The sequence below is a fragment of the Clostridium thermobutyricum genome, from assembly GCF_000371465.1.
GTDB classification, from domain to species: domain Bacteria; phylum Bacillota; class Clostridia; order Clostridiales; family Clostridiaceae; genus Clostridium; species Clostridium thermobutyricum.
In genome coordinates this window covers 42,224-68,156 of record NZ_KB850958.1, presented here as the reverse complement: position 1 = coordinate 68,156, position 25,933 = coordinate 42,224, and the positions used below count along the sequence as shown (strand labels likewise).

Annotated in this window: 24 protein-coding genes and 1 pseudogene; 17 read left to right on the top strand and 8 right to left on the bottom strand. The window is 23.4% G+C overall.

What is annotated here, in order from left to right:
- The first annotated feature begins 128 nt into the window (after positions 1 to 128).
- The 4 genes from HMPREF1092_RS13955 to HMPREF1092_RS13940 all read left to right on the top strand — a co-directional run bounded on the left by HMPREF1092_RS13955 (position 129) and on the right by HMPREF1092_RS13940 (position 2,615).
- A complete protein-coding gene (locus HMPREF1092_RS13955; RefSeq protein WP_002599311.1) occupies positions 129 to 542 on the top strand; it encodes a hypothetical protein in 414 nt (137 codons plus the stop codon).
- Between the two features lie 29 nt (positions 543 to 571).
- Positions 572 to 808: a hypothetical protein gene (locus HMPREF1092_RS13950; protein WP_002599310.1), complete on the top strand. Its 237-nt coding sequence runs from the start codon at positions 572 to 574 to the stop codon at positions 806 to 808.
- Positions 809 to 1,124: 316 nt separating this feature from the next.
- A complete protein-coding gene (locus HMPREF1092_RS13945) occupies positions 1,125 to 2,234 on the top strand; it encodes a metallophosphoesterase (RefSeq protein ID WP_002599309.1) in 1,110 nt (369 codons plus the stop codon).
- A gap of 78 nt (positions 2,235 to 2,312) precedes the next feature.
- Positions 2,313 to 2,615 carry a hypothetical protein gene (locus HMPREF1092_RS13940; protein WP_002599308.1) on the top strand — a complete coding sequence of 101 codons (303 nt, stop codon included), beginning with the start codon at positions 2,313 to 2,315 and terminating at the stop codon, positions 2,613 to 2,615.
- 52 nt (positions 2,616 to 2,667) lie between these two features.
- Here the strand turns inward: HMPREF1092_RS13940 and HMPREF1092_RS13935 are convergent, their stop codons facing one another.
- The 3 genes and pseudogenes from HMPREF1092_RS13935 to HMPREF1092_RS13925 form a co-directional block, all read right to left on the bottom strand.
- Positions 2,668 to 2,910: a hypothetical protein gene (locus HMPREF1092_RS13935; protein ID WP_002599307.1), complete on the bottom strand. Its 243-nt coding sequence runs from the start codon at positions 2,908 to 2,910 to the stop codon at positions 2,668 to 2,670.
- A 91-nt stretch (positions 2,911 to 3,001) separates the two neighbouring features.
- The gene (locus tag HMPREF1092_RS13930) at positions 3,002 to 3,511 is read right to left on the bottom strand and encodes a hypothetical protein (protein WP_002599306.1); all 510 of its coding nucleotides are present in this window, start codon (positions 3,509 to 3,511) and stop codon (positions 3,002 to 3,004) included.
- Positions 3,512 to 3,983: 472 nt separating this feature from the next.
- Positions 3,984 to 4,328: pseudogene (locus HMPREF1092_RS13925) on the bottom strand (carboxymuconolactone decarboxylase family protein).
- Between the two features lie 111 nt (positions 4,329 to 4,439).
- Here HMPREF1092_RS13925 and HMPREF1092_RS13920 point away from each other — a divergent pair.
- The 4 genes from HMPREF1092_RS13920 (at position 4,440) to HMPREF1092_RS13905 (ending at position 9,475) form a co-directional block, all read left to right on the top strand.
- Positions 4,440 to 4,799 carry a MerR family transcriptional regulator gene (locus HMPREF1092_RS13920; protein ID WP_002599303.1) on the top strand — a complete coding sequence of 120 codons (360 nt, stop codon included), beginning with the start codon at positions 4,440 to 4,442 and terminating at the stop codon, positions 4,797 to 4,799.
- 358 nt (positions 4,800 to 5,157) lie between these two features.
- Complete coding sequence (licT, locus tag HMPREF1092_RS13915) at positions 5,158 to 6,006, top strand: BglG family transcription antiterminator LicT (protein WP_002599302.1); 849 nt, start codon at positions 5,158 to 5,160, stop codon at positions 6,004 to 6,006.
- Between the two features lie 129 nt (positions 6,007 to 6,135).
- Positions 6,136 to 7,983, top strand: a complete 1,848-nt coding sequence (locus tag HMPREF1092_RS13910) for a beta-glucoside-specific PTS transporter subunit IIABC (RefSeq protein ID WP_002599301.1) — start codon at positions 6,136 to 6,138, stop codon at positions 7,981 to 7,983.
- 22 nt (positions 7,984 to 8,005) lie between these two features.
- Positions 8,006 to 9,475 carry a glycoside hydrolase family 1 protein gene (locus HMPREF1092_RS13905; protein ID WP_002599300.1) on the top strand — a complete coding sequence of 490 codons (1,470 nt, stop codon included), beginning with the start codon at positions 8,006 to 8,008 and terminating at the stop codon, positions 9,473 to 9,475.
- A 118-nt stretch (positions 9,476 to 9,593) separates the two neighbouring features.
- Here HMPREF1092_RS13905 and HMPREF1092_RS13900 read toward each other — a convergent pair whose 3' ends face one another.
- Positions 9,594 to 9,809 (bottom strand): hypothetical protein, encoded by a 216-nt coding sequence (locus HMPREF1092_RS13900; RefSeq protein WP_002599299.1) that lies wholly within the window; start codon positions 9,807 to 9,809, stop codon positions 9,594 to 9,596.
- A 1,906-nt stretch (positions 9,810 to 11,715) separates the two neighbouring features.
- On the opposite strand from HMPREF1092_RS13900, the gene HMPREF1092_RS13895 reads away from it, so the two are divergent.
- Positions 11,716 to 12,300: a hypothetical protein gene (locus tag HMPREF1092_RS13895; protein WP_002599298.1), complete on the top strand. Its 585-nt coding sequence runs from the start codon at positions 11,716 to 11,718 to the stop codon at positions 12,298 to 12,300.
- Between the two features lie 64 nt (positions 12,301 to 12,364).
- On the opposite strand, the gene tyrP is transcribed toward HMPREF1092_RS13895, so the two are convergent.
- Positions 12,365 to 13,771, bottom strand: a complete 1,407-nt coding sequence (gene tyrP / locus HMPREF1092_RS13890; protein ID WP_002599297.1) for a tyrosine-tyramine antiporter — start codon at positions 13,769 to 13,771, stop codon at positions 12,365 to 12,367.
- Positions 13,772 to 14,444: 673 nt separating this feature from the next.
- Here tyrP and HMPREF1092_RS13885 point away from each other — a divergent pair.
- The 3 genes from HMPREF1092_RS13885 (at position 14,445) to HMPREF1092_RS13875 (ending at position 17,265) form a co-directional block, all read left to right on the top strand.
- Positions 14,445 to 15,404: an alcohol dehydrogenase catalytic domain-containing protein gene (locus tag HMPREF1092_RS13885; RefSeq protein WP_002599296.1), complete on the top strand. Its 960-nt coding sequence runs from the start codon at positions 14,445 to 14,447 to the stop codon at positions 15,402 to 15,404.
- 190 nt (positions 15,405 to 15,594) lie between these two features.
- Entirely contained in the window at positions 15,595 to 16,047 is a 453-nt protein-coding gene (locus tag HMPREF1092_RS13880; protein ID WP_002599295.1) for a DUF6323 family protein, read from the top strand.
- Positions 16,048 to 16,062: 15 nt separating this feature from the next.
- Entirely contained in the window at positions 16,063 to 17,265 is a 1,203-nt protein-coding gene (locus HMPREF1092_RS13875) for a DUF6179 domain-containing protein (RefSeq protein WP_002599294.1), read from the top strand.
- Between the two features lie 173 nt (positions 17,266 to 17,438).
- On the opposite strand, the gene HMPREF1092_RS13870 is transcribed toward HMPREF1092_RS13875, so the two are convergent.
- The gene (locus tag HMPREF1092_RS13870; protein WP_002599293.1) at positions 17,439 to 18,140 is read right to left on the bottom strand and encodes a hypothetical protein; all 702 of its coding nucleotides are present in this window, start codon (positions 18,138 to 18,140) and stop codon (positions 17,439 to 17,441) included.
- Positions 18,141 to 18,505: 365 nt separating this feature from the next.
- Positions 18,506 to 19,051, bottom strand: coding sequence for a hypothetical protein (locus HMPREF1092_RS13865; protein ID WP_002599292.1), 546 nt, complete (start codon positions 19,049 to 19,051; stop codon positions 18,506 to 18,508).
- Between the two features lie 240 nt (positions 19,052 to 19,291).
- On the opposite strand from HMPREF1092_RS13865, the gene HMPREF1092_RS13860 reads away from it, so the two are divergent.
- Positions 19,292 to 19,672, top strand: coding sequence for a hypothetical protein (locus HMPREF1092_RS13860; RefSeq protein WP_002599291.1), 381 nt, complete (start codon positions 19,292 to 19,294; stop codon positions 19,670 to 19,672).
- Between the two features lie 40 nt (positions 19,673 to 19,712).
- Entirely contained in the window at positions 19,713 to 19,877 is a 165-nt protein-coding gene (locus HMPREF1092_RS17285) for a hypothetical protein (RefSeq protein WP_002599290.1), read from the top strand.
- Between the two features lie 217 nt (positions 19,878 to 20,094).
- Here HMPREF1092_RS17285 and fliB read toward each other — a convergent pair whose 3' ends face one another.
- Positions 20,095 to 21,276, bottom strand: a complete 1,182-nt coding sequence (gene fliB, locus HMPREF1092_RS13855; RefSeq protein WP_002599289.1) for a flagellin lysine-N-methylase — start codon at positions 21,274 to 21,276, stop codon at positions 20,095 to 20,097.
- Positions 21,277 to 22,174: 898 nt separating this feature from the next.
- On the opposite strand from fliB, the gene HMPREF1092_RS13850 reads away from it, so the two are divergent.
- The 3 genes from HMPREF1092_RS13850 to HMPREF1092_RS13840 all read left to right on the top strand — a co-directional run bounded on the left by HMPREF1092_RS13850 (position 22,175) and on the right by HMPREF1092_RS13840 (position 25,926).
- A complete protein-coding gene (locus tag HMPREF1092_RS13850) occupies positions 22,175 to 23,038 on the top strand; it encodes a DMT family transporter (protein WP_002599288.1) in 864 nt (287 codons plus the stop codon).
- 348 nt (positions 23,039 to 23,386) lie between these two features.
- Positions 23,387 to 24,052: an MIP family channel protein gene (locus HMPREF1092_RS13845; RefSeq protein WP_002599287.1), complete on the top strand. Its 666-nt coding sequence runs from the start codon at positions 23,387 to 23,389 to the stop codon at positions 24,050 to 24,052.
- Between the two features lie 842 nt (positions 24,053 to 24,894).
- Positions 24,895 to 25,926: a 4Fe-4S dicluster domain-containing protein gene (locus HMPREF1092_RS13840; RefSeq protein WP_002599286.1), complete on the top strand. Its 1,032-nt coding sequence runs from the start codon at positions 24,895 to 24,897 to the stop codon at positions 25,924 to 25,926.
- Positions 25,927 to 25,933: the final 7 nt, after the last annotated feature.

Sequence of the window (25,933 nt, the reverse complement as noted above, 5' to 3'; positions counted from 1 at the left end):
AAGATAAATTGACAAAATAATGCAAAGTAAATACAATATGAATAAAGGGTTAACATAATATAAATAAAGAGCTTTATTCCGGCATTGAGGCTTTAAATACTGAAGATTATGAGAAAAGTAAAAATTATATGGAAAAGGTTTTAAAATTAGATTCTAATAATAAAGAGGCAAAAAATATTATATATATAATAAACTCTTATGAAGCTTCTAAAAAATATTTTGAAGAAGGAAATTTAAATGGAGCAGAAGAAGAGATAAATAAGATTCCAAGTGAGTATTCAAAATATAATATAAAGGATAAAGTGGACAATCTTAAAGAAGATATAAAAATAAAAAAAGATAATATAAATAAAATAAATGAAGAGTTAAATTTAATTTCTAGTTTAATAGATAAAAAAGAATTTAAAAAAGCAAGTGAAGAAATAGGAAAAGTAGAAATTAAAAATGGAACAAAAGATCAAGAAGAAAAGCTTGAAGTATATAAGAATACAGTTAATGAAGAAATAAAAAAGACTGAGTTAGAAGAAAAAAAGAAAAAATAAGAAGAAGCTAAAAAGAAGGAATGACAGTTATGATGAAGTTAAAGCAAGATTCGGGAGGAGAAGGTGTTTTATTCCATATACTTAGAGAAGATTACTTTCATATTTTAGATGGTGCTAGAATTATACAAAATAAAAATGGAGTAAAATATTATGCAGGAAGTCAAACTGATTTTCCTATGTCAGGAAACAATCCTCAGCTTCAAGAGTATCATGTTATGTTAAGAGAAGCTTATAATGTATTAAATACAATAAAACAGATAAATTAAATTATATTTTATAAAAAAGCTAGCTATAAAATAGCTAGCTTTTTGTATTGTGTATTTATACTTTTATTTTATAATGATTCAACATAGTTCTACTATTATTATATGTATTAAATTCAAATAATATACCAAATTTATATTAATATATATTTTAAATTTTTATATAGAATTTTATTTTTATAATTAAATTTAAAATTAACTTAGTAGTAATACATCTCTATATAATATCTAAGTTATTAAAATTAACCATAAACAAAAGAAAAGATGTATAATTTATCATAGAAGAAAAAATAAAATTAAAGAAAGGTTTTGTGTAAGGATGAAAGTAGCACGTAACATTGGAATCATTATAGCAATTATCTTATATTCATTAATGAATTTTTATGTAGCAAATACAATTAATAATGATTTTATAAATGCTTTTAATATAAATATAAAATATATTATATTTTTAGTATTTACTATAGGAACAATATTAGCTCTTTTAACAATTGGATTAATAAATAAAAATGTAGGAGCTTTAGTAGGAAAAATAGGAACTTATTCATTTGGTTTTTCTATAATAACATTCTTTTTAATTTTGATTACAAACTTATTTGGAGAAATTATATTTTTAGGTAAAATAAATGAAAGTTATTTTAGCTTAGTTCAGTTAATTATAATCTTTGCTGTATTTTTATATGGAAGATATAATGCAAGTAAAATAAAAATTACTAATTACGATATAAAGATAGATAAAAAAAGCAATTTAGATAAGCTTAATCTTGTTTTAATTAGTGATTTGCACTTAGGTTATTTTAATGATAACAAGAAATTCAAAAAGAATATAGATAAAATAAATAGCTTAAATCCAGATGCAGTAGTTATTGCTGGAGATGTTTTTGATGGAAACTTTAAGGCTGTACAAAATAATGATAAAACAAGAATACTATTTAATAGTATTAAAAGTAAATATGGTACATTTTTAAACTTTGGAAATCATGATGCAGGAGAAACTTTTACAGAGATGAAAAGATTTGTTGAAAGTACAAATGTTAATTTACTTGAAGATAATTTAGTAAAAATAGAAGATAAATTCGCTATTGCAGGAAGAAAAGATATGAGTCCAATAGGTTTCCAAGGGGAAGAGAGAAAAAAAGAATGGAATAAAGATGGAGAAGATAAATTACCTATAATAGTATTAGAGCATGAACCAGTATTTGATGAGTATAATGGAAAAGCAGATTTAGTTTTATCTGGACATACTCATAAAGGACAAATATTCCCTTTTAACTTAGCAACAAAAATGTATTATAAGAATCATTATGGATACTTAAAATTTGAATCAGGACTACAAACTATTGTAACTTCTGGTTTAGGGACATGGGGACCTCCTATGAGAATAGGTTCAAGAAATGAAATTGTTAAGATTAATATTACATTTAAATAAAAATTTGATATAGTAAATAAAGAAAAAGAAATAATTAATAAAGAAATTAAATTTATATAAAATTAAGAAGGTGAAATAATGGGAGCATTAGAAAAGAAATTACAAGAAGAGATTATAAAAAATTGCAATATATCAGAAAAAGAATATGAATGTAAAATGACTCGTTTTCTTTTAAATATAGAGAAGTTTGGAGTAGTTAGAACTATTCAAGAGATATTAAGAAAAGGAAGAACTTCAGATTGCTTTGATAAACTTGTTAAAGCTAATCGTATTGATTTAACAATGGAAGCAGTTATAGTTAAACCTAAATATGCAGAACTATTTACTGATGATGAAGTAAATAGCTGCTATGATTTATTATGTGAATATGGATATTATTAAAAAAATCGGTTTTAATGCCGATTTTTATTTTTTATATAATGTATCCTTTAAATTATATTTTAAATTTTTTCAATAGTGTTTCATATATAAGTAAATATATAAATATTAAAATTTCTATAATCCATAAATCATGTATATACGTTATCTTATTTAATAAAGAACTTGCTAGTTCACCAAGAAATAATTCATTTTTAAAAAAGCTTAATATAAAAATTGATATATACATATATAGTGAAGTAAATACTGATTTAACAAATATTTTTTGTATAATTGAAATTTTAATGTCATTTTTCATTATAATTCCACCTCCTTAATAAATATATATTATAATAAGAAGGCGAAAATCATTTATAATTATTTTGACTTTCAGTATATCTTAAAAATTTTTATGCTTTATCATATTCATTTTTAAATTTTTTAAATTTATCCTCGAAATTTTCAGCTTGTTTTTCAGTTTTAAAATTAAAGCTTACTTTATAGTTACTATTTTTTTGAGAACAGACTACTCTATACATATTATTTTTATTAGAATCGAGATTTCCTATGTTATAATTAAGAACATTTGAGTTATCTATATTAGTAGAATTTACTTTTTCTAAAGATATATCATTTGAAAAAAATGAATATGTATACTTACTTGTTTCATTTTGAAGATTAGCATTTTTAGCATGTTTGGGAACATTAATATACTCTAGATCAACTGCATTTTTAGTTAAATTAATCTCAAGCTTAGGTGAAAATTTTTTTAATTTAGATTCATAATTTGGGATATATATAAATGAATAAACATATATAATTATTCCTAGAACATAAAGCAATGTTTTAACTAATTTATTTTCAAGAATATTTTTAATAATAGTTTGTATTCTTAAATCATCCATTTCTAAATCATCCATTTTTAAATCCTCCCTTATTTATAAGCTTTTCTATGTAATAAATATTTATATTATTCTAGGTAAAGTTTTAATGGTGTATCTACTACATTATAACTCCATTTTTGCATATAAATGTTTTTAGTTTTGTGAATAAATTAGAAAATTTTTCTATATTTTTAAATTTAATTGACACAAAAAAAGCCAATTAATATAATTATTGTATAGTAACTAAGGAAGAAGTGATAATAATGATAGGAATATTTGGACTAATTATTGGAGTTGTTATTGGATTAGTTGGAATAGAATTTGCAGGTAGATTTATTAAACTTATATTAAAAAGAAAGTAGTATTAACTAAATTTAGTAATAATATTAGAAGATATAAAAGAATTTATAGAACTTAAAGATATTTAATTAAAATATAAATACAATATTTATGAAAAATAACTTTAATAAAAAAGATTAGAAAGAATAACTTTCTAATCTTTTTTTTATTAAATCTCAGCAAAAATTTCTTTAGCAACAAAAACTGAATTTAGAACTTTTGGAAATCCAACATAAGGAATACAATGAATAAAGGTTTCTATTATTTTTTCTTTTGAGATACCAACGTTTAAAGAAGCATTAATATGAACTTTTAATTGGTTTTAACAACCACCTGAAGTAAGTAAACTTGTAAGAGTTATGATTTCACGTTCTTGTAGTGATAAAATTTCTCTTGAATAAATATCTCCAAAGGCAAACTCAACAATATATTTACCAATGTCAGGAGCTATGTCCTCAATAGAAGTAATAACGTTTCCTCCTATTGTTCCATCAATTAAATTTAAATTTTTCATACCTGTTTGAAATCTAGTTTTCAGCATTTGCAATAACCTCCTAATAGATTTATCATTTATATGATAGTTCTTAGACTATACTCTAAAGCAAGGTGTTAGGAGAAAAAAATTATGAAAATTAGTGAAGTAAGCAAATTAACAGGAATAAGTGAATATACATTGAGATATTATGAACAAAAAGAATTAATAAGAGTAAATAGAGATTCCTTTAATAGGAGAGAGTATGAAGAAAATGAAATAGAATGGATTCTTTTTATAAAAAAATTAAAGGATACAGGAATGATTTTACAAGAAATCGCAAAGTATTCTAGTTTAAGATATGATGGAGATTCAACACTTATAGAGAGAAGAGAGATGTTATTAAAGCATAAAGATAACATTAAATTAGAAATTTTAAAATGGCAAAAATATTTAGAAAACATAAATGAAAAAATAGAAATTTATAATAAAAAAATAAATGATTTAATTTAAATTTTGCTAAAATATCTTAAATTAAATAGAGTTTAAAAAATTTAATATTCTAATTTCTTTTATTAAAAAATATAATAATTTAGAAGTTAAAATTATTAAAAATTTTCTTTGTAATATATTTTATAGGACATACTATTTTAAGTATCTTGAATAGTAATTATTTAAGATAGTTTTCAAAAAGTAGAAAAATGTATAAACTTGAAATATTTGTTGACAAAGGTATGTTATGTGATATAATTTAATTAGAATTTAGGATGGTAATTGTTAACTCAAGCTAGACCTATTTGCAGATTTTTGAAAGTTTTTTGCTTTTATAAGTGTGCAAATAGGATTTTTTTTTGTAAGAGAGGGTGTTGAAGTGGTTATTGATCGTGTTTTAAATAATAACGTTGTTATTATTAAAGATAAAAAAGGGATTGAAAAAGTTGTTTGTGGTAAAGGGATTGCTTTTAAGAAAAAAGCTGGTGAAAAAATTGATGAAAAAGAAGTTAATAAAGTCTTTGTTCTTCAAGACCAAATACAAAACAAACGTTTTCAAGAACTTGTTTTTGAAATACCTTTAGAATATTTAGAAGCAGTTGATGAGATTATAGAAATGTTTAAGTTAGAGCTTGGGAAAAAACTTAATGATACTATATATATATCTTTAAGTGATCATATTTATACTGCTATTCAAAGATTCTTAGAAGGAATAACTATTACAAATTCAATGTTATGGGATATTAAACGATTCTATGAATTAGAATTTGGTTTGGCTCTTAAAGCATTAAATATTATTAAACAGCGTTTTCAGGTTGAATTACTTGAAGATGAAGCAGCATTTATTGCTTTACACATTGTAAATGCTGAAATGGATGAAAGTAACATAAAACAGACATTAGAAGTAACAAAAATAATGCAAGAGATTTCTAATATAGTAAAGTATTATTTTTCAGTTGAATTTGATATAGATTCTGTTTATTATTATCGTTACATTACACATTTAAAATTCTTTGCTCAAAGACTTGTTTTTAATAAGACTTTTAAAGATTCAAATGATGATGGGTTATTAGAAGTTGTGAAAATGAAGTATCAGACTTCATATAAATGTGTAGAAAGAATTACTGAGTTTATATTACGCAAATATAAATATGAATTATCTAATGAAGAAAAACTTTATTTAACAATTCATATTGAACGCGTTATATATAAAAATCAAAACAAGTGATAAATAAAAGTGCGCACAATCACTGTTTGGTAAATATAGATATATATAGTTTTGTAAAAAATGGATGGTAACATTAAGTTGGCTAAACCTTCAAAATGAGTTTTAATTACTTAGAATGGAGGAAAAATAATGGGTAAATACACAAAACTAGCATCTAATATTATTGAAAATATTGGAGGAAAAGAGAATGTAGAGAGTTTAACACATTGTGTAACGAGGTTAAGATTTAAATTGATTGATGAATCAAAGGCTAATGATGATGTGTTAAAGAATATGGATGGTGTTGTAACTGTTGTTAAATCAATAGGACAATATATGGTTGTTATTGGAGAACATGTTGGAGAGGTCTTTGATGAAGTATGTAAGCAATTAGGATTGGATAATCAAGTTGCTGTCAATAAAGACGCAAAACAAAAAAAGAGTATTATTAATAGAGTATTAAATGTAATTATGGGTGGTATGGGACCAGTACTTAATTTACTTTGTGCTTGTGGGATTATTAAAGGGTTAACTGTTTTATTGGCTTTTGCTGGACTAAGCCCTGAATCAAGTATTTATATGCTATTTAATGCAGCAGGAGATTGTTTCTTTTATTTTCTACCTTTAATGTTAGGTTATAATTTAGCTAAGAAATTTGAAATAGATCCTTTCTTTGGGATGATTTTAGCAGGAGCTATGTGTTATCCTACTATTCAAAATGTTGAACTAAATATTTTTGGATATGTTGTTAAAGCAAGTTATACTTCAACATTTATGCCAATTTTATTTGGATTACTTTTTGCTGCACCATTATATAAGTTAATTGATAAATATATGCCTAAAACTATTAAAGGATTTATGACACCATTATTAACTTTGGTAATTTCATTTCCTTTAACTTTCGTAATTATTGGGCCTTTTGCTAATTTAATTGGGACAGGGTTAAATATGGCTCTAACTTCAATTTGTAGTTTTTCACCATTACTTGCAGGAGTATTATTAGGTGGTTTATGGCAGGTATTTGTAATGTTTGGAGTACATGGGGTTTTAACAGTATTTGCATTTATGGATTTAATTGCAGGTAATCCAAGTCAGATGCTTGCATTCTCTTATGGAGCATGCTTTGCAACTTGTGGTACAGTTTTAGCAGTATTTTTAAGAACAAAAGATGAAAAATTAAAATCAGTTGCTTTACCATCATTTATATCTTCAATATTTGGAGTAACTGAACCAGCAACATATGGTGTAACTTTACCTCGTAAAAAGATGTTTGTAATTAACTGTATTGGTGGAGCAGTAGGTGGTATTATTGTTGCATTAAGTGGATTAAAAATGTATTCATATGCTGGTATGGGTGTAATCGGTTTATTAGGATTTATTGATCCAGTAAATCCTAATTTTATAGCTATTGCTATTATGACTATTGCTCCATTTATTGTATCATTAATATTAGGATTATTCTCTTATAAAGATTCTGACTATGATTATTTAGAGAATAATAATTCTTCTTCTTTAAAAAAAGAAGAACAAATATCAACAAAACAAGAAGTATTTCTTATGCCAGTTGCTGGGAAAGTACAAGCTTTATCTGCTTCTAAAGATGATGCTTTTGCAAGTGGAGCATTAGGAAAAGGATGTTTATTAATTCCTGATGATGGAAAAGTATATTCTCCATGTAATGGAATAGTAAGAACATTATTTCCTACAAAACATGCTATTGGTATTGTAAGTGAAGATGGTTGTGAAATTTTAATCCATATTGGTATAAATACTGTTTCTTTAGAAGGGAAATATTTCAAAAACCACATTTCTCAAGGAGACGAAGTAAAAGCTGGACAATTACTTTTAACATTTGAAAAAGATAAAATTGAAGAATTAGGATATGATTGTGAAATTCCAATGATGGTTACAAATAGTTTTGATTATTTAGATGTTGTTGAATTAGATCATGAACATCATGGCCATGGTGATTCAATTTTAAAAGTTTTAAGAGTATAAAGAGGTAAATAGGAGGTATATTATGAGTTTTCCAAAAGGATTTTATTGGGGAGGAGCTACAGCTGCTAACCAATGTGAAGGTGGATATGGTTTAGATGGTAAAGGTGAAATAGGTTCTGATTTTTTATTAGCTGGAAGTGCAAAAAGTCCACGTCTTATCACATATATAGATAAAGAGGGGAATAAAGGAAAGATTTCTGGATTTCAGCCTTTCCCTAAAATGGCTAAAAGAGCTATTTTTGAAGATGAGTATTATCCTAATCATAAAGCTATTGATTTTTATCATTATTATAAAGAAGATATTGCATTATTTGCTGAAATGGGATTTAAGATGTATCGTATGTCAATATCATGGAGCAGAATTTTTCCAAATGGTATTGAAAAAGAACCAAATGAACAAGGGTTAAAATTTTATGAGAATGTTTTTAAGGAATGTAAAAAGTATGGAATTGAACCTTTAGTAACATTATGTCATTATGATACACCTATTTATCTTGAAGAAGATTGTGGTGGATGGACAAACCATGATTTAATTGATTATTTTGAACATTATGCAGAAACAGTTTTTAAGCGTTATAAGGGCTTAGTAAAATATTGGCTAACATTTAATGAAATAAATAGTTTATTAATGTATTTTGATTTCTTTAAAGGAATGACTGCTGATGATAAGAAAGAAACTTATTTAAAATTACATCATCAGATGGTTGCTAGTGCTAGAGTTGTAAAACTTGCTCACCAAATTGATACAAATTATCAAGTTGGTTGTATGCTTGCTACAACTGTCAATTATCCATTAACATGTGATCCAAAAGATGTATTAGCTTGTCAGCGTAAATGGCAAGATTACTTTTTCTATAGTGGAGATGTTATGGTGAGAGGATATTATCCTTCATTTGCAAAAAGTACAAGAGCAAGAAGTGGTGTAGAACTTGAATTCTCTCAGTCAGATCTTGATGAATTAAAAGAAGGTGTAGTAGACTTTATTAGTTTTTCTTACTATTCAACAAGTTGTGTGACAACTCATGAAGATGTTGAAATGGATGGAGCAGGAAATATTGTTCTTGGTGCAAAGAATAAGTATTTAAAATATAGTGATTGGGGATGGTCTTTAGATCCTGATGGATTAAGATATTTATTAAATGTTATTTATGATCGTTATCAAAAACCTTTAATGATTGTAGAAAATGGTTTGGGAGCTATAGATAAAAAAGAAGAAGATGGATCAATTCATGATCCATATCGTATAGATTATTTAAGAGAACACATTAAAGCAATGGAAGAAGCTATTGATGATGGAGTTGATTTAAGAGCATATACACCATGGGGTTGTATTGATTTAATTAGTGCATCTACTGGTGAAATGCGTAAACGTTATGGTTTTATTTATGTTGATTTAGATGATGAAGGTAATGGAACTTATAAGAGATATAAGAAGGATTCATTCTATTGGTATAAAAAAGTTATTGCATCAAATGGAGAAGATTTAGATTAATTAGTTAAAATGTAGATTGATATACATTTTAAAAATAATAAAAGCTAGAGAAAATAAATTCTCTAGCTTTTTTTGTTTAAGTTAAAATAGATTTATCTCCATAATCAGAACCATATGTTCAATTTAAACCGGCACTCTTACCGATTTCACTTAATTTTCTTATCATTTCTTCTTCATCTTGTGAAAATGAAGTTTTTCTGTATAAGAAATAAAATTTATCTTTATATTCAGTTAAAATTTTAGTTAAGTTTTTATCTTCTTTAACTTCAAAATCATTTAATGACTTTTCTAATTCACTTATTAATTCGTAGTATTTTTTATTTAGCTTTTTCATAATTGATCCTTTAAAGATAATGAGGCTATATATAATATTTAAGATAATAATACATTATTTTATAAACTACCCCCTTTTAAATTTTGTTTTTTGAATTTTAAGATAAATAAAAATTTAATATAGTATTTTATTTATAGTCTAAGAGTAAACCTAATAATATCATTATGATAATGTAAAAAAATATAATTAGAATAAAATTTATGCATTTAATATGTTTTAACGAATTAATTATCCAAAATATTATAAAGTGACATTGTATTTAAAATTATTGCAATAATATATTAAAATATTAAAAGTTTTGAAATTACATATCCAATATATGTATAGTCATTGTGGTATACTAAGTATGTTACATAGTTACTTTATACTAATTATGTAATATGTAATTAACATAATAATACTCCTAACAATTGTTTATATTAAATTTATAAGCTTTTTCTAATGTATACACATAAATAGTTTCACTACTTTTGTAAATGTTTTTTATCATTTGTTTAGTAAGCAATATTATGTTAGTGCAACCTAATAATATTAATACTAGTAAGGCGCTTATTTTGGTGTTTCACTAGCTCCTTATAAAACCTATTTAAAAAAGCTATTCAGAAATGAATAGTTTTTTTATTGTTTGAAAAATAAATCTTTTATTTATATAAATTAATTTAAAATAAAAATTTATATGTTTTAATAAATTTTATATAATTAATTACTTTAATTGCAATAAAAGAGTAAGATATTTATTTTTATTTTAAAAAAGTATATCAAATTACTGAAATTATAAAAATAAATATATTCAATATATACGACATAAATATAAATATTGTGCTATAATACAAACATATTGAATATATTATATCTCAATATGTTGTATGTTAATAATATAAATAATAAACCTAAAATTTATATTTATGTTGGGTACTAAAACAGATCTTCCCCATAGCAAAGAATAATTTTATTTGTAAAGGTTTTAATAAATAAAATATAATTATTCTTTGTATTTAATACAAACTTACTACTATTTTATTAACATACCATTATAGTATTTTGCTATTACCTTTTAAAATATAATAAAAAGCCGTTCGAATTATTGAACGGCTTTTTATTATTTTTATTATGAATTAAATATTGGATTCTAAAGATTGAATATATAGATTTCTACATTTTAGTTTATGATAAACAATAATTGTTATGCTAATTAAATAAAAGAAATATTAAAGTTTTAGTTAGAAGTAAATTTATACATTTAATATATTTTAACGAATTAATTGTTCAAATTATTATAGAATGATATTTTATTTAAATTTATTACAGAAATATATTAAAATATTAAAAGTTTTAAAATCGCATATCCAATATATGTATAGTTATTGTGATATACTATATATGTTATACATTTACTTTACAGTAATTAAATAATATGATACTAACATAATAATACTAACTAATATTATTTATACTAAAGTTATATAATTTTCCAAACTATAAAAATGATAATTTTAATGTTTTTTGTAAATATTATTTATCATTTATTTAGTAATGTATTTTATGGTTAGTACAACTTAATATTATTATTGTATACTAGAAAATCATTAATTCGATTAGTGTTTTTCTAGCTCCTTGTAAAAATATATTAATAGAAAACCCATTCATTTTTGGATGGGTTTTCTATTGTTTTCGAGAACAAATCAAATATTTTATTTAAAGGCTAAGTATATAAATACTACATTTATATCTTATGAAAAAGAAAAAGAATTATACATATTTAAATTAGAAATTGAACTTATAAAAACTATTCAATTAATTTTTAAAAAATTAGATTAAAAATCTAATTTATCATAAAAATGTTATTCGAAATTCATATTTATTTGTTAGATTAATATAGAATATATTGATAAGGAGATTTTTACATATGAGAAAAATAATTACTATAATAGTTGGGATAATAATGGTTTGTGGAATAGGTGGGTTTGTTATAATTTCTAGTAATAAAGAAACCGAGGTTAATAAATTAGTAGCTAGTAATAAAATAAGTCCAGAAGAAGAGAGCTTAAAAAACGTTAAAACAGATAGTGAAAAAAACATAAATACAAATATTAATGAAGAAACATCGAATCAACAAAATATACATATAAAAAATACTAAATCTATAACAAACCAAAAAGATGTGCAAACAAGTGAAAATGTAAAAGCAATTTATAATCAAAATATAAATAAAAGTGTAAAACAAAGTAATCAAGAAAATAACGATATTAAACATTTTAATGATAATAGTACAAATAGTAAATATCAGATAAGTGGTAGGGCTTTAAATAATTTAATAAATAATCTTTATACTAGTTCATGGTATCAAATAAGAGCTATTGATAAATCTTTTGATAAAAATGGTATAGAAGGAGGTCAATCGTCAAATAATAATAATAGTATAGTTTATATAAATCTTGGAGAGTTAAATTCAAAGTTAAAAGGATATTATGATGAAATAAAACCGATATAATAATTATTTATCTATTAAAAAATATAAAAGCTATATCTAAAATTTTTGATATAGCTTTTATTTTTTATCTTATTTTCCAACTTTTCTTTTTAAATTTAAATATTAATAATGGAATTATTATATTTATTATTGTACCTATAGCTTGAAATCCAATATAAAAACCATCTTGACTCTTACTTATAATTGATGGTGGAATTAAACTTATTACTATAGTTAATATAAGACCAAATAAAGCAAGTAATGCCACTATCCACATTACTAAATTTCCATTTACACCTAATCTAAAAGCTCTTTCTATATTAGGTTTTGTGTATCTTAATCTTATAGCTGAAATACAAATTAGTATGTAAACTAAACAATAAAGTATAGTTGTAACAATTGTTATCATAAAGAATACTCCATTAACATTTGGAATTGCAACATATGATACTGCTAATAAAGAAACCATTATAGCTTGTACTATAACAATAGTTATTGGTATTCCTCTTTCTGTTTTTCTTTGAAATATTTTTGGTAAATTCCCTTCTTCTGCAACTTTTATCATTGCTTTAGCTGGACCTAATACCCATGCACTCATTTGTCCAAGAACTCCAATTACTATCATTAATGCAATAATTTTTTCTATTATTGTAGGTAAGTGAAAGGCTTTTGTATATACTACAAAAGGTTGTAATACATTTGTTAGCTCAATTTGTCCTTTAGGAATTGCATTTGCAACAGTAAGTCCTGCTATTAAATTCACAATTACCAGTATAACTACTGATATAATAACTGCTATTGGATAATTTCTTTTCGGATTATGTATATTATTTATATGAACTGATGAAATCTCTACCCCTGCAAAGATAAATATAATTCCTGAAAAATATGTTAATGTACCTAAATTATGTATATTAGGCACTAATTTAGATAATTCAAAGTTTCCTAAATAATGTCCTGGATTAATTCCAAATTTGAACATATATAAAACACCTAATATTGTAAGTGCAGCAAAAGGAATAAGAACTCCTATAAGTGTTCCAAACTTTCCTACAACTTTAACCATATTAAATTTAAAATTAAGAAGCGTAACACCCCAAAAACTTATAAGTAAACAAATAAATACAAAAATACTATTTTGAGAAAGACTTGGAATTCCTATTACATAAGCTAAAATTACTCCTACTATACTCCCTACCATTGTCATTCCTGTAACCATCTGAATCCATAGTATCCAAGAAGTAACAAAACTCCACTTAGGTCCTAGTCCTTCCTTAACCCACAATTGAGGTCCACCTTCATCTGACCAACCAGTTGCAAGTTCAGCTGCTATAAGTGCTATAGGAATTGCAAAAATAATTACAGCTGCAACTATATATGTGATACCTGTCCATCCATTTATAGCTAATGTTGGTACACTTCTAACACTTCCAAAGAAAGCAATAGTAATTCCTATTAACTGAAACAGTGTTAGCTTTTTTAATTTATTCATATAATCCATCCTTTCATATTTTTCTTTTACTACATTTAAATAAAATTATTTAATAAAATTACAATTACTTATAATTATTACTAATAGAATTCATTATTGTCAAAGAACGCAATTATAATAATTTGTTAACATTAATTCACCGATTTATATAGATAAAGTTTTCGTAGTTTTTCTATTATTATAATAAAAAAAACATATTATATTTTTAAATGTAATAATTTCACTTTGAATTAACACTCTGTTTTTAGCAATTTATTAAAATGATACAAGCCTATTTTAATTCATAATATATTTTCTACTTATTAATTTTTTTATCTTATCCATAAAAAAATGTTGCTTAAAAAATTTTATTAATTACAGAAAAGAGCCTAATAAAATTTGTGAAATACAAGTTAAATTTAAATGAGAATAATTTACAGGAATGTTATCATTTAGATTTCGATTTATAAATTTATAAAATGAACACATATAAAACCTTAAATAGTCTTGGAAAATATAATTATAAATTTATACTTGGTAGTGATTGATTTGGAGAAAGTCAGAAATATTATTAATATTTTAATAAAAATTTTATGCTAGAATACATTTAATATGTAAAAAGTTAGATACGTGTTATCTATTGAAAATGTATATTTATTTTACATAAGTATAATTATATGAAAGGAGTTTTAATGTGAAAGCAGCATATATTACAGAGTGTGGTAGTATAAAAAATATACAATATGGTGATGTTGATAACCCAATATGCCGTGATGATGAAATTATAGTAAAAACAATTTGCGTATCCGTAAATAATGTAGATACATTTATTCGTTCAGGAAAGTATAAAACACCAATACCATTTCCTTTTATTATTGGTAGAGATATGGTAGGAGTTGTACATGAAATTGGAAAGGCTACAAAAGGCTTCAAAATTGGAGATATTGTTTGGGCAAATAGTATGGGGTATGATGGAAGACAAGGCGTAACTTCTGAATTTGTTAGTGTTAACCAAGATAGACTATATCATCTTCCAGAAGGAGTTGATCCTATTTCAGCTGTTGCTTCATTACATTCTTCAGCTACTGCTGCTATTCTTTTAGCAGAAATAGGAAAAGCGAGAATAGGAGAAAAAATATTAATACAGGGAGCTGCTGGACATGTTGGTAGAAAACTAGTTAGTTTAGCTAAGCAAATGGGGCTTTCTATTACAACAACTTCAAATCCAGATGATTTTGAAATATTACACAAATTAGGAGCAGATAATACTATAGATTATAAAGAAACTTTTCCGTCAGAAAATCAAAGAGAAATATTTGATTTAATTGTGGATACATCAGGTCATGCAAATCTTCAAAATAATATTACAGCATTAAATGTTGGTGGAAGAATTTTAATGATTACACCAGCTCCAATTGATACTATAGATACTTGGCCTCTTTATACTAAAATGGGACAAATACTAGGATTTGTTATAAGCCATGCTAGTATAGAACATCTAAAAATAGCTGCTGAAATTATAAATGATCAATTCAAAAAAGGTCTTTTATTGGATGATGATGTTTATACATTAGATTTTAAACATGCTTCACAAGCACACGAATTACAAGAAAAACAAGCTAAGAAAAAACCAAAATATGTTTTAGTATTTTAAAAAAATAATTTTATTACAAATATTTTAGATAAATAAAAATATTTATTAAAAAATAAAAAAGGATGTAAAGCAAGCAAAACTCTAGCTTTATATCCTTTTATCTATGTTTATATATTACCACAAAATTGAAAAATTTTCAAGTCTAGTAGTCTTTGAAAAAGAAGAGTAAGATATGCTAGAGGTGATAAATGTGAGTGAAAGTTTTGATTTAATTATTCAAAATATGCAAAAGGAGAAGATGATATTAGAGATAAAGAGTTGTAATGAATTAACAATGAAATATGGAGTTTCTTTATCAGATAATCAAATAGAAAATTTAATTAATAAACGTTTTGAAAGTTTGAAAAATACTGGAAGAGTTGAGTTTGGAGATGGTATTTTGAAAAATCTAATTGAGGCTTTTTGCGATTCACCATATATCATGAAAGATAATTATGAGGAAGTTTTAGAAGAGCTTCAAGAGATTTTTTATTTTTTTAAAGGAGAAGCTATGGAACAAATAGCTGATGAAGAGTTAATTGAATTTATGAAAAATTATTTTAATGGTCAATGTCAAGGTTCTATAGAGTATTTAAGTAGCACAAATCTTGAAGAGCTTTGTCGTGAAACTAGATATGGATTTAATAGAAGAAAAGATTATTAGTTTCAGGGAGGATTTATGAAAGAAAATAATATATACCTAGAAACTTTGAAAGATACTAAAATTGATAAAATAAGTAGAGAAGAAAGAGATATTATAAATTTAAAGTTATATAAATTGCTAGGAAAAAGAATTGAAAGATATACTATGGGAGATAGTAGTTCAGTTCCAATAGAAATAGCTGAAGAACTTTTAAAATCAATCTGTTTTTCATTAAATAAAAAAGTATCAGAAATAGATTTATTAACAATAGATGATTTAGAAAAAGTGCTAGAGGAGTCATGGAATGAAATAGAGGTAGAGATAAGTAAAAGTAAAGAGCTTTTAGAAAATGTAATAAAGGAAGATGCAGAGATTGAAAATATATCCTATTCAGATACAATAATAGAAATTGGAGCAGGTTTAAAAAGGTATGATTATAGATTTTTTGCTCATGAAATAAAGTGCAGTATAGATTATCAGCTTTCAAATCCTGTAAATGAAAAATTACAAGGAATAGATTATATAAATGAATATCTTAAAAGACTTTTAATTGAAAATAAATTTTGTAATAAATTTAAAAAAGAGAAGATTGAAATGATTTTAAATAGTTATTGTGAAGATTATAAAGGGCTATTAATAAATATATTCGAGCCTGTTTTTACAAATATACTAGGACTTCAGATATTAAATGAAAATATATTTGAAATGGAAATAAGAGATATTCAAAGAAGAATTTTACTAGAGATTTTTAAAAATAATTCTATTAAAGAAATAGTTTTAGAAGCAGTGGATAAAATTTGCATTGAGCTAGAAATAGTAGATGAATTTGAAAAAAATTATATTAAAGAAAGTGGATTAAATTTAGTAGCACGGATTAATAAAGGTGTTGAGTTTAATAATTTAGATAATATTTTTCTAAATTTTAAGATGAAAGAAGATTATATAGAAGAAAAATTTATAGGAAATGCAAGTATAGAAGATGAAAAGTTAAGAGCTTTAATAGAAGAAATAAAAAGTTGCAGATTTATAGAAGACAAATTAATAATAATACATAATGAAATTAGTAGTTTAGAAGACTTAATAGAGATTTTAAATAATTGCTTTTTGGGCGGCGAGATAAGCAAAGTTATAAATAGTTTTACAGAGGAGGAAAAGCTTATATTAAAATATTATTTAGATAATAAAGAGGATAGCATGGAGTCAAATACAGGGTGGGAAAAAGTATTATTAGATAATTGAATATGAATATTTTTAAATATGAAATTTTCAATAAAGAAATTACTATGATTATAGTCATAATTATTAGATAATAAAATAAAAGTTATCTTCAAATAAGATAACTTTTTATATTTATTTTAATATATTCTATTTAAATAGTTTTTTTATTATAAATTAAATTTTAAATAAGTTAGTTATTGCTTAGTTATAGTAATACTTTTATTTAAAATATCAATAACTTTCTTTCCTATAACTTCATCTTCATAAAGATATTCTATCATATAAATTTTATTATCCTGAAATATATGATGCTCATAAACTTTAAATTTAGATTGAACATTTGGATCTCCAACATCTTTATAGTCTCCATTATAATTAACTTTCAAACTATTTCCATCTACATTAATATCTTGTAATTTTCTAACTAGTCCTGGAAATTTATTTGACTCTTTTATATTTTCTATACATTTTTCAATAGTATAATTAGAATCATTATCTACGATAGATACACTTATACTATCTTTACTATAATGATTAAAAATATCATCTGTTTTTGTGAGCAAAGCTATCGTACCATTATTGCTATCCATTGCTTGAAAAGTTTGAAAATAATCAGGGATTTCTAAGCTTAAATTTTGAAGGTAAATTTTATTTAAAGAAAAATTTTCAGTTATTTCTTTATTTGTATTGCTAATAAAATTACCTTCTATATAACCTATATATTTAGAATCATTCTTTTTAGATTTATCTATTGCTTCACCATGCAATTGATTATTATCATCTAAATATATGCCAGTAAGACTAAGAGTTTCGTTATTTATATTAGAGACAAATAAATAACAAGCAACTAAAACAATTGTTAACATACATACAATACCAAAAAATTTTTTTTTCATAAAAGTCCCCCTTTTATACCATTAACATAAATTTTATATTATTTATAGTAAAAATAAAAGTTTAATTATTTAATTAAAATATATATTTGCATATAAAGCTATAAGAGTTTTTATTGCTTGTATAAAAATGAGATTCTTTTGCTTAAATAATAATTGAAATATTAGGACAACCTACGGTTTGTATACAAAACACAGGTTGTCCTAAAATATTTATCAATCATTATTTAGATTAAAAATTTAAATTTATATTACTTTTAAAATTGCTTAAATAGAGAAAAATATTATGATTTGATTAGTAGTCTAGAAAAAACAATAATTGTAATTTTTTTATTAAATAGATATATATAATATTATTTTAAAAATTTTTAGTTATCAAGAAGTTTGTTTAAACTTACATTTATAATATCAGAATCTTCAGTATACTTTAAAGTTAATTCATTTGCTTTAAAAATAGCTGCTGAAAAAGCTGTTTGAACAGATTGTTTTACTTTAGGGTCATCAATAGAATTAATATAATCAATTTGCTTTTGTTTAGCTTCTTTAATTAAATTATAATAATATTCTTGCTTTTCTTCTTGTTGAGAATTTTGCTTCATAGTTTCTGCTTCTGTAGTTTTTGGCTTTTCTTCTTGTTTAGAGTTTTGTTTTATATTTTCTGTTTCTTTAGGTTTTGATTCTTGATTAGACTTTTGTTTTGTATTTTCTGCTTCTGTAGTTTTTGACTTCGATTCTTGCTTAGAGTTTTGCTCTATATTATCTGTTTCTTTAGGATTTTGTTTTGCTTCTTGTTTAGTATTATTATCAAAATCAATTGATTGTGTTGAATTATTTTTTTGTCCACATGCAACAAATGAGAGAGATGATAAAGATACTAATAATACTCCTAACTTTAAAAATAGCTTTTTATTCATTATTTACCTCCTAGTAAAGTAATATTTAAATTTTATTAAAAAGTTTCTGTGAATTTATTTTAAATTAAATTTAATCAAAAATATACATTTTTAATCAATTTTTAACAGTTTTAAGGTTGGAAAGATAAGATAAAAATTATTTTTCTAAAATAATTTTAAATTAATTTGATAAATAATGTAAAAAGTATAATATATATTTATACAATAATATTTTAAAATAATACAAAGGAAGAGATTAAATTGATAGGACATAGACATATATTGATTAAAGAAACAAAAGATATATTAGATAGAATGGTATTTATTCATAATGGAGCTTTTTTAAATTATGAAGATAATGAAGAAGAGAAACAAGAAGCTTTAGAAGTATTAGAAAATATAGTAAGAAAATTAGGGACAGCATTAGAAAAATATAAAATGAAAGAAATAACTACAAATGATATGGAGGATATTTATAATGTATGTAAAAAAGGTTGTAATAATATAATTGTTACATATCCTTGGCTAAGTAAATTTGATTTACATAATGGAGCATATTTTAATTATCATGAAAATCTTGATAAGCATGTAATTAAATATAATAAATACAAACTTATAAATAATATAAAGAAATTAAAATAGTATAGAAGATAAAAGTTACAAGTAAAGGAGAAGCTATAATATGAAAAAGTGTATGTATTGCAGAGAAGAACTAGAAAAAGATTACTTTGAGAATAAAGTAGGATATTTTTGTAGTGAAGAACATTTTTATAAATATTTAGAATCTTTATCAAAAGAGGAGTATATAGAAGTACAGAATTCTTTTTGTACATGTAGTGATGATTAAAAATAAAAACAATATTAATTATGATATAGAGAATATATTTATGAGTTAAAGTTTATATAAAAGTACAATATTTAGCAAAAATTTATTAAACTATTAATTAAAGCTGAATCGCTACATTTAGATTCAGCTTTAATTAAAAATCTATATTTAATTATAGTAATACTAATTAGACTATCTTTCCATCAATAATTTTTATAATTCTACTTCAAATGAGAATTTATATATCAAAATCTAATAAATTTAGTATATTTAATATTTTAAAATCATCTTTTGTTTCAAAAATATCTTGCATAATATCTATATTTTCTTCTAAATGCTCAATGTTTTTAGAATAAGTATAAAGTATTTTTATAAAATCAGAATTTGTTAAAATACCAGTTTCAGCCCATTGAATAATAGATAGCTCACGAATAATTAAAAGACTAACTACTGAAATTTTTATTTTGGAAGATAAATCAAAATCGAAAAAGCCTTTTAAAAAATATCTATAGATGAAATAAGCTAGTATATTTTTAAAAGCATAATTATTTTCTTTAAAATAATCATTAAAATCATTTCTTTTACTTAAATAAAAAAGTTTATTATTTTCAATAAAGTTTATAGAACTATTTATATTTAGTGGATCAGTATTATCTATCTGTTTAAAATCTTTATAAACATTAAGATAATCATAAATTTGCTCAAATTGGTTAGATTTCTTAAAAGATTTTTCTAGAGTTTCTTCATCTATATAAGTTAAAACTTTTTCTATAAAACCATCTTTTAAAAATTCCTCATATTCTTTTATTACATCTGGAATCTCTTCCATATCTCCTAAATCAATTTTAAGTTGAAGATCATTAACAAAAGAAAGAATTATAGTAATTTTTTTATTAAATGATATGTGCGAATCATTTAAAATTTTAAATATTAAATTTCTAGACAATAAGAATTCATTAAGAACTTTTTTATCAAAATCTGATGGAATCTCAGTAATAACTTCCTCATTTGAAGATATACTAAATTCCAAGGCTTTATCTTCTTTTAAAATTATTCGTGCAGCCTCAGGGCAAGATAAGGATAGTCCCATTTCTTTTAAATCTAAAAATTGTTCTATAAATCTTGGATATTGAGAGCAAGTATAACATAAGCTATCTTTTCCTAAATTTATATATAGGTCACAAGTATTATTAGAGTTTAAGAAGGAACATCTATTTTTATTTAATAAGAATATATTTTCATTTTCAGAGTTAGTTGTAATCTTACTTTGTAAAACATCTTTAAAAGGACCTTTTACAGCATTATATTTTTCTAGACTTTCATCATCTATTACAACTTCCCAGTTTGCACAACAAGTGGATTCACATTTATCTGCAATACATTTAAAATCATTAAAATAATGAGGAATACGTATTTTCATTGTTTTATACTACTAAATTTTAGTAGATTACCTCCCTGCTTTATAAAGTATCTTTGAAAATTATAGTATATAGCTAAATATATATCAATGGTTAACATTTGTGCTAATAATTAAAATATGAAGAAAATCAAAAAAATTAAAGTATAACTATCAATTAATTAAAGTGCTGTACATTTTAAGTTAGAGTATATTAATAGTTTAAGTTAGAGTATATTAACAATATATAAAAAATAGAATTATGTAATTGACTATTTAAATAAAAGAGACTATTCTAGAATAGGATTTTTCCAAGATAAATATAATAAAGAAAAAAATTACTGTTGATTAGAATGTAATATAAGTAATATATTGGAAAATGAAATGAGAATTATATTAAGGGGAAATTTATAGTGTCTTTAATAGGAATACTTTTAAAGATACTTTTTAAATTAGTAAAAAATAAATTAGACATATAAATTAGTTTTTATCTGATAAATTTAGGTTTATATAAATTAAAGATGAAAGCTATTAAATTTATTATATATCATAAAGATTAAATATAATTTAAACTGTATTTAGGGGGACTTTATTATGCAATATGGTATAAATAGGGACAATATAAATGAGAATGATAGTATAATTCTAAATGACATATAGAGATTAAAGATTTTTATATATTAAACTAGACTAAAATTATATATAAGAAAAGTTTTAGAGGCTTATTAATTTAGATAGGTACAAAGAAAAGTTAAAAATAATTTTTAGAACTTAAATAAAATTGCATATTAATACTTTAAATAACCTTAATTATATTATTAGTTTTTAGAATATATAAAATTAGTAGATTTTATAATTAAAAACTAATTTATATAGTCTATATTGTTTTTTTAATACACAATATAGAAAGTAGGATTGAAAAATGAATAGTGACAAAATCAAAGGTATAGGGTTAATAATATTAACTGCTGTATTATTATCTTTAATGGGAGTGTTTATAAAACTTGCAGGACATATTCCAACTGCTGAAAAATTAGTTTATAGAAATTCACTAAGTATTGTAGTATCTTTTATTATAATACTAAAAACTAAAGGATCATTTTTTGGAACTAAAGCAAGTAGAAAAGCATTAATTATAAGAACTGTTGTAGGAACAGTAGGAATACTTGCAAATATATATGCTATATCACATATGCTTTTAGCAAACGCAAGTATGTTATCAGAACTTAGTCCTTTCTTTGTAATAATTTTTTCTTTTATATTCTTAAAAGAAAAAATAAAACCAGTTCATATAATAGCTATAGCTTTAGCTTTTGTTGGAATAATTCTTATAATACATCCATCAGGAAGTAAGTTCCAACTGGTTGCTTCATTATGTGCTTTATCATGTGCAGTATTAGCAGGTGCAGCATATACTACAATGAGATATTTAGGACCAATAGAAAAACCAGTTACAGTGGTATTTTTCTATACATTTATATCATCACTTTTATGTTTACCATTTATGATACATGGTTATGTTCCATTAACAGGAAAACAGTTTTTATATCTAATGCTATCTAGCGTAGCTGTTGTAGGGGCAGAATTTACAGTTGTTTATGCTTATAAATTTGCACCAGCTAGAGATATATCACTTTATACATATAGTGGAGTAATATTCTCAGCTATATTTGGATTTTTAGTTTGGGGAAAACTTCCTAAAATGTATGATGTAATAGGATATGTAATAATAATAGTAGCAGCTATAATATTATTTGTGTATAATACTAGATTTGAAAAAGCTTAAAATATTTATTTTTAAAGAGCTAATACAAAATATTTTGTATTAGCTCTTTTTTATAAAAAGATACTATAATTTATATTCAGGTTTAAATAATTCAAAAATAAAATTTATGAAATGAGAAAAAGGATAATATTAACTTATATTTGAAATTAATGCTTTATAAAATTAATAATGTAAACGAAGGTAATATTAAAATTATAAAATAGATTAAAGAAAAATTAGATGAATGTAGTTTTTTTCATTTTTAATCCATTATATGGGATATTTTATTGAAAACTTTGGGAGATAAGTATAAGATATTACTTGGAGTTTTTAGAGAACTCTAATACAAAAGAAGAGGGGGTTCTAAGTATGGCTAAAAAAGCTATCGCAGAATTCATAGGAACTTTCGTTCTAGTATTTGTAGGGACAGGATGTGCTGTTTTAGGTGGAGGAATGAGTGGCGTAGGTATACTTGGTATAGCTGTAGCATTTGGTTTAGCACTTATGGCTATGTGTTACAGTATAGGAACTATATCAGGATGTCACATTAATCCAGCAGTTTCAGTAGCTATGTTTATAAATAAGAGAATGAATTTAAAAGAACTTATATCTTATATAATAGCACAATGCTTAGGTGCAATATTAGGTTCAACGGTATTATATTTAATTTTAAAAGCTGGAAAAAAACCACTTACTAATTTTGGACAAAACTCTTTTGGACATTTTACATGGTGGGGAGTATTTTTAACAGAATTTGTTTTAACATTTATATTTGTACTTGTTATTTTAGTTGTAACAGGTAAAAAAGGAAATCCAATAGTTGCAGGACTTGTTATAGGATTAACTCTTACAGCAGTTCACCTTGTTGGAATTCCAGTTGATGGAACATCAGTAAACCCAGCTAGAAGTTTAGGACCAGCATTATTTGCAGGTGGACAAGCATTAGGTCAATTATGGGTATTCATAGTTGCCCCAATAGCAGGTGGGATACTTTCATCAATAGTAAGTATGTTTATACTAGATAGTGAAAAATAATTTTTTATATTTTAAAATAATATAAAAAATTATTTAAAATTATATATTAAAAATTCTAAAGTTACTATTTTAAAAAGCTAATGCAAAATAATTTGCATTAGCTTTTTTTAATTTCATGTTCTTCTAAAGAAGCAGATGATTCAAAAGGTGAATTAATTTTAATCAACCTTTTTTTATTAGAAAGAATATAGGTTTTATATTGAATATTTATTATGGAAATAAATTAATAGATTTATAAATATTTTTATATAGATTGAAAGGAATATTTATTGAATATATCTAGAATTTCAAAATAAAAAAATTTTTTACTTATACTTTAAATTATACATTAATAAATAAAAAAGTTTGTTTTTTAGTTTTAATTTAAAGATTAAAAAATGATAGATAGTTTGTTATTAAAAACAATAATTATCATAATAATAGAAATTAATGTTATAGACTGATAATTAAATTTGTTAAAATTTAAATAGAATGTAATTATGATGAATATTGTAATTAAGTATAAAATATTAAAAAAAATATATTTGAGCGTGATATAAATCACTTTATTATAGAATGTTTAACAAAAAAATATATATAAGTAAATTTATTGAATAAAATCCATAATTTTAATGGATTTTTCTAGAATTTTGATGTTTATTTTTAATAATTAATATTTTTATTTCTATTATTTTCTCAAATAAATAATTAAATGTTTATAAAAAGATTTATTTTAAGATAAATTATTTGATTTATATATAATTTATTAAAGTTAATTCCTAGATTATTCTAGGAATTAATGATAGGTTTTTAGTTATAAATTGGAAAAATAAAAATTTAAACAAAAATTTGGGAGGAATATTATGGATTTTAAATTATCTAAAAAGGAAGCTCATAATTTTTTATTAAAACTTCAAGAAGAATATAAGGTATTTGGACCTAAATCTTATAAAGGTGAAGGAAGATATAGTGATATAGATAGTATAAGATACGGAGAAATAAATTCTTTTGATGAAGTAGTATATGAAAAAAAATCAAATTATTCTCCAAAAGAAGTATTATTACCTATAAATCATCTTTATGCTGTTAAAATTGGAGAACAAGTAATTAGAAATTATGAAAAAGAAGATAAAAAGAAATTAATTATTCTACGTTCTTGTGATATTCATGCTATAGAAAGATTAGATAAAAAGTTTTCTAAAGATGATTATTACAATGAAAAAAGAAAAGGTGTCAAGTTTATAGTTATGGAATGTCCAAAGGCCTTTGATACATGTTATTGCTTATCTGTTGGAACAAATAAAACAGATAATTATTCTATGGGAATAAGATTCTTAGAAGATGGAATTTCTATAAAAATTAAAGATAGTGATTTTGATAAATTTATTGATGATTCTTATAGTAAAGATAATTTTGAGCTTGCTTTTGCAACTGAAAATACAACAAAAGTAAATGTGCCACATATGGAAAATTGGGATAAGCAAACTTTTGATAAAACAAAAGACCTTTCTTTATGGAAAGAATATAGTAAGCGTTGTATTGGATGTGGAAGCTGTAATATATCCTGTCCAACTTGTACTTGTTTAACTACAAAAGAAGTAAAAAGTGAGACTTCAGATGTTATAGAAATAAGAAGAATATGGAATGGATGTCAGTTAGTTAAATCAAATTCTCTTAAAAAGAAAAATCTATCAGAAATAGTTCCAACAAGAATTCGTCAAAGAGTATTAGATAAATTTTATATGTCTCAAGTAGAGACTTCAAATGAACAAGATTGTGTAGGTTGTGGAAGATGTACTGATATTTGTCCAAGACTTATAAATTTCTCAAATACAGTTAATAGATTTAGTTTAGAACTAGATAAAATATATGAAGAAGAAGGATTTAATAACTAATAGGAGT